Annotated in this window: 4 protein-coding genes; all 4 read left to right on the top strand. The window is 72.1% G+C overall.

Annotated features, from left to right (window positions below):
* Window positions 1-563: 563 nt before the first annotated feature.
* A complete protein-coding gene (locus tag EGM46_RS11395; protein ID WP_125100268.1) occupies window positions 564-1391 on the top strand; it encodes a polysaccharide deacetylase family protein in 828 nt (275 codons plus the stop codon).
* Window positions 1388-2539: a C45 family autoproteolytic acyltransferase/hydolase gene (locus tag EGM46_RS11390; RefSeq protein WP_125100267.1), complete on the top strand. Its 1152-nt coding sequence runs from the start codon at window positions 1388-1390 to the stop codon at window positions 2537-2539. Before EGM46_RS11395 ends, EGM46_RS11390 begins: the two co-directional genes overlap by 4 nt.
* A gap of 117 nt (window positions 2540-2656) precedes the next feature.
* Complete coding sequence (locus EGM46_RS11385; RefSeq protein ID WP_125100266.1) at window positions 2657-3883, top strand: MFS transporter; 1227 nt, start codon at window positions 2657-2659, stop codon at window positions 3881-3883.
* A 168-nt stretch (window positions 3884-4051) separates the two neighbouring features.
* On the top strand, window positions 4052-5386 hold the full coding sequence (locus tag EGM46_RS11380) for an aspartate aminotransferase family protein (RefSeq protein ID WP_241156302.1): 1335 nt from the start codon (window positions 4052-4054) through the stop codon (window positions 5384-5386).
* The last annotated feature ends 85 nt before the right edge of the window (window positions 5387-5471 follow it).

Genomic DNA, 5471 nt, shown 5'->3' with positions numbered 1-5471 from the left:
AGGGCGGCCGCGGGCAGCAGGGCGCCGGCCGGGGTCAGGGCCAGGGTGGTCAGGGCGGCCAAGGGCAGGGCGGCCAGCGCCGCTCGGGCCGGCGCGCGCAGGGCGGCGGCACCGTCTACTCGACGAGCTCGCCGGGCGCCTAACCGCGCGGCCTGCGGCCCACACGCAGCGGCCCACACGCAGCGGCCCAGGGCCCACACGCACCAATTCCCACGGAGAAATCCGGGATCTCGGAGCCTTTCACTGCACNTCGACGAGCTCGCCGGGCGCCTAACCGCGCGGCCTGCGGCCCACACGCAGCGGCCCACACGCAGCGGCCCAGGGCCCACACGCACCAATTCCCACGGAGAAATCCGGGATCTCGGAGCCTTTCACTGCACAGGCTCCGAGATCCCAGATTTCTCCGTCTGGTTTGGGGCAACCGGGGTGCCACGCAGCGCGCGGCCAGCCACACCCCGCCCACCCGCGTACGTCATTCGCCCCATGCGCCGCACGCACCACCCCCGCCACACTGAGCGAGGGTCCGGCCGCACCAGGCTGGCGAAGACGCAGGGGAGGACGCCATGACGACGTGGCCAGGCGGGGCGCAGTACGCGGCGACGGTGAGTTTCGATTTCGACGCCGAAGAGGTGATGATCGGCGAGAACCCGGCGAACGCACACGCGCCTGGCGTGCTCTCGCAGGCGAACTACGGCCCAACCGTCGGGGTCCCGCTCATCCTTGAGATCCTCCGTCGGCACGGCATCACCGCCACGTTCTACGTGCCAGGCAAGGACGCGCTCCGCCACCCCGACGCGGTGCGCGCGATCCTCGCCGACGGCCACGAGGTGGCGCACCACGGCCACTCGCACACGAGCCCAACGGAGCTCAGCTCCGCCGAGGAACGCGCCGAGCTGGCCGACGGGCTCGCCGCGCTCCGCGACCTCGGCGCGACCGTCGAGGGCTACCGCTCCCCCTCCTGGGAGTTCACGCCGCACACGCTTGACCTCCTCGCCGAGGCCGGGCTCAGCTACAGCTCGAACCTGCTGAACCACATCCTGCCCTACCGGCACACCACGCACGATCTCGTCGAGGTGCCGGTGTCCTGGCTCCTCGACGATGCGCCGCACTTCTGGTTCACCAACGACACCTGGGAGAAGACGATCCGTTCGCCCCGCGAGGTGCTCGACGTCTGGCTGCCGGAGATCGACGGCATCGCGTCGCTCGGCGGGCACGCCATGCTCACCTTCCACCCGTTCCTCACGGGGCGCCCGTCCCGGCTCGCGTTCCTCGACCGCGTCCTCGCGCACCTCGTCGAGACCGGCGCGTGGATCGCGCCGACCCGCGACATCGCTGCCGCCACCCGCGAGCACGGACCGTTCGCGCTGCGCGTCGAGCAGGCCGGCCGATGAGCGAGCCGGGCGCCGGGTCGCCGGGACAGCGCTTCCCCCGGATCCGGATCTCGGGCGACGCCGCGACGCGCAGCGCCCAGTACGGCGCGCTCGCGCGCACCGAGATTCTGCGCACCCGCGCCGGCTACGAGCGCGCGTTCGCCGCGAAGGGCGTCGGCTGGGAGGAGGCCGTTGCGGTCGCGCTCGGCTTCGTCCCGGCGATCGAGCAGCACTTCCCCGAGCTCGCAACGGAGCTGCGCGGGATCGCTGCCGGGGCCGGACTCCCGTTCGGCGACATCGTCGCGCTGAACTGTCGCACCGAGATCCTCTGGCGCGCCGCGGTCGCGCAGGACGCCGCCGCTTCCCCCTCCCACGAGCTCCGCGGCGAGTGCTCGAGCTTCGCGCTCGAACCCGATCGCACCGCGGCCAGGCACGCACTGGTCGGCCAGAACTGGGATTGGCTCGACGTCCTCGCCGATGGCGTCATCGTGCTGGAGGTGGAGCGTCCAGACGGCCCGAACTTCGTGACGGTGGTGGAGGCCGGCCTGCTCGCGAAGACCACGATGAACGCGAACGGCGTCGCCATCGGCATCAACACGATCGTCTGCTCCCTCGACGGCGGGCCCCACGGCGTTCCGTTCCACGTGTTCGTGCGGGCCGCGGCCGACGCCGCGCACGCGTCGGACGTGGTCGAGTTGCTCGCGAGCGCGCCGCGCGCCTCGTCGGGAAACTTCATCGTCGCGACCGCAGACGGTGCCGTCCTCAACGTCGAGACCGCCCCGGGCGACGCGCGCACGGTGCACCCGATCATCGCCGACGACGGGGCCGCGATCCACACCAATCACTTCGTGCGTCGCCCCGCCGGTGGCTTCGATCTCGCGCCGGTCAGCATGCCCGACAGTTTCGTGCGCCTCGGCCGGCTGCGCCGCACTATTGCTGCACGGCAGAGGCCGCTGGGGATCCCAGAACTGCAGGCCGCGCTCGCCGACCACGTCGACGCGCCCAGCTCGGTGTGCTGCCACCCCGATCCGCGCGCCGCACGCGCCGCACAGTGGGCAACGCTCGTCTCCGCGATCATGGAGCCGGCAACGCGCACCATGCACCTCGCGGAGGGCACGCCGTGCACCGCGCCCTGGCACGCGCACGACTATGCGGCGCTGCTCGGCTGACGCCGGCGGGTGCCACTGGCAGCGACACGCCGCAACGCGCGAATCCCACCAATTCCTTGGCGCAATTTCGGTGCGACGCGTTCGCTCAGGCGGCCCGCCCAGACGTATACTTTTCTGATGGGCATTTACGGGGAGCTGGGCAAGAATCCCGGCGTATTTCGGGTGTTGGTGTCACAGCTGCTTGCCCGTTTTCCGTTTGGGATGCTCTCGATCATCCTGCTGCTGCACATCCAGGTGTCCTACGGCGACTACACCTCGGCCGGCCTCGTGCTCGCGACGCAGAGCATCGGCCAGGCGGTGTCCGGCCCGCTGAGCAGCCGCCTCATGGGCCGCCTCGGCATGCGCCCGGTGCTCTCGGTCACCTCGGTGGTCTGCGCCGCGCTGCTCGTCACGATCGCGTTCGTGCACCTGCCGCTCTTCGTGGTCGCCGGCCTTGCCCTCCTGGTCGGCCTCACGACCCCGCCAATCACGCCGGCGGTGCGCACCATCTACCCGAAGCTCGTGCCGAGCAAGCAGCTCGCCGGGCTTTTCTCCCTCGACGCGGCCGCGCAGGAGCTGATCTGGGTGCTCGGCCCGGTCGTCGCGGTCTTCATCACCTCGCAGTTCGGCACCACCGCAGGCCTCTGCGTTGCCGCCGGCTTCATGGCACTGGGCGGCGCGTGGTTCATCCTCTCGAAGCCCGTCGGCCAGGTGAAGATTCCCCCGTCGAAGCGCGGCTTCGGCGCAGTGCTCCGCTACCCCACCGTCGTCATCTCAACGGTGGTCGGGTTCTTCTTCGTCGCCTCGTTCGCGGCGATCGAGGCCGGGATCGTCGCCGCGTTCTCGAGCGATGAGGGTGCCGGTCACGGCAGCATGGAGTCCGGCATCGTGCTCGCGCTCTTCGCGGGCGGCTCGCTCGTCGGCGGCCTGCTGATCGGCCACCGCGAGCTGCGCCCCACCTCGCTACTGATCCGCATCTGCGTGGTGCTCGCCGGCACGCTCCTGTGCCTTGTGAGCCTCAACATCTGGTGGCTCGGAACGGTGCTCTTCCTCGGCGGCCTCGGCACCGCTCCGGCGTTCGCCGCGATCTCCAGCATCGTGAGCTCCACTGTGAAGTTCTCGGAGACCGCGGAGGCGTACGGCTGGGTGGGCACCGGCCAGCTCGTCGGCGTCGCCACCGGCTCGGCGCTCGCGGGCATCGCGATCGACCTGGCGGGCGCGCACGGCGCAATCGTCGTCTCCTCGATCCTGCTCGCCATCTGTGCGATCGTCGCCGCGTCGACGCTGCGCTGGCTGCCGGATTTGCGCGGCCGCGCCATCGAGTCGCCGCCGGAGACGGGTACCATTACGATCCCGCTCCCCTAGCGGAGCGGGGCGCGCACGCAGCGCGGGATCCCGGCCGGCACGGCGCGTGCCGCCGCGCTGCACCCGGATCCGCCCCGGATCGGGCACCGTGCACCGAGAACCGGGTGGCCACCGCACGGCTCCGCCACACTGGAGTGACCGACGTCCCAGCGAGCAGTGGAGGGGTGCGTGTCCACAGACCACACCATGCACATGGCCAACAGCTTCGATCCGCGGCGTGCGGGTGAGCTCGATCCAGCGGATCGGGATCTCATCTCGCGGCGCGCGCGCGTGCTCGGCGCACCGTACCGACTGTTCTACGAGCGGCCGGTGCACGCGGTGCGTGGCGAGGGCGTACTGCTGTACGACGCCGCGGGCCGCGACTACCTCGACGCGTACAACAATGTGCCGGTGGTGGGGCACTCAAACCCGCGGGTGCGGGATCGAGTCGCCGCGCAGCTCGACGTCCTGAACACGCACACGCGGTACCTCACCGATGACGTGGTCGGCTACGCGGAGCGCCTGACCGGGCTGTTCGACGTTCCGGACGCGCAGGCGGTGTTCGTCTGCACGGGCAGCGAGGCGGTCGACCTCGCGCTGCGCATGGCCAGGCACGTGACGGGCAGGCGCGGGGTCATCGCGACGACGCACGCATACCACGGCACCACGGAGGCCGCGGCGGCGATCTCCCCGAGCCTCGGGCCGAACAACCCGATCCCGAGCGATGTCGAGCTGATCGCCGCCCCCGATCTCACGCGCGAGGACCCGGCGAGCGCCGCCGCAGCGTTCGCCGCGCGCGTCGAGGGAGCGATCGCGGCGCTGCGCGAGCGCGGGCACGACCCAGCCGCGCTGATCCTCGACTCGATCCTGTCGAGCGACGGCCTGCAGGGCACCGCGCCCGAGCTCCTCGGGCCGGCGGCCGCCATCGCGCAGCGGGCCGGCGCGCTCGCCATCGCCGACGAGGTGCAGCCGGGCTTTGGGCGCACCGGTGCGTGGTGGGGGTATCCGGCGCACGGCGTGCGTCCCGACCTCGTGGTGCTCGGCAAGCCCATGGGCAACGGGATCCCGATCGCCGGGGTGATCGGACGCTCCGACGTGTTCGACGCGTTCGGCCGCGACGTGCGCTACTTCAACACGTTCGGCGGCAACCCGGTGAGCATCGCCGCGGCGACCGCGGTGCTCGACGAGATCGAGGATCGCGGCCTCATCGCAGGAGCCGCCGGCGTCGGCGCGCTGCTGCTGCGCGAGTTCACGGCGCTCGCCGATCGGGCCACGGGCGTCGCGGCGGTGCGCGGCCTTGGTCTCTTCCTCGCGCTGGAGCTCGCCGACCCGGCGACCGGGGCGGCCGACGCGGCGCGGGCGACCGCCGTCGTGAACCACATGCGTGAGCAGGGCGTGCTGATCTCGGCGTCCGGCGTCGCGGCAAACGTGCTGAAGGTGCGGCCGCCGCTCGTGTTCGCCGAGTCCGACGCGCCGCGCCTGCTCGACGCGCTCGACGCGGCGCTCGCGGCGACGGCGCGCTAGCCAGGCCGGCTCGCCGCGCTCGCCAGGGCGGCCAGCCGCGCTAGCCAGGGCGGCCCGCCAGCGCCGCGACGCGCGCCGCCATCTC

It is taken from the genome of Leucobacter chromiireducens (assembly GCF_003917135.1).
Taxonomy (GTDB): Bacteria; Actinomycetota; Actinomycetes; order Actinomycetales; family Microbacteriaceae; genus Leucobacter; species Leucobacter chromiireducens_A.
Note: the sequence above shows the minus strand (reverse complement) of the source record. Positions and strands in the feature narration are given on the sequence as shown.

Coding starts and splice junctions, on each gene's coding strand:
- EGM46_RS11395 (WP_125100268.1), top strand. CDS start 564: ATGACGACGTGGCCAGGCGGGGCGCAGTACGCGGCGACGGTGAGTTTC.
- EGM46_RS11390 (WP_125100267.1), top strand. CDS start 1,388: ATGAGCGAGCCGGGCGCCGGGTCGCCGGGACAGCGCTTCCCCCGGATC.
- EGM46_RS11385 (WP_125100266.1), top strand. CDS start 2,657: ATGGGCATTTACGGGGAGCTGGGCAAGAATCCCGGCGTATTTCGGGTG.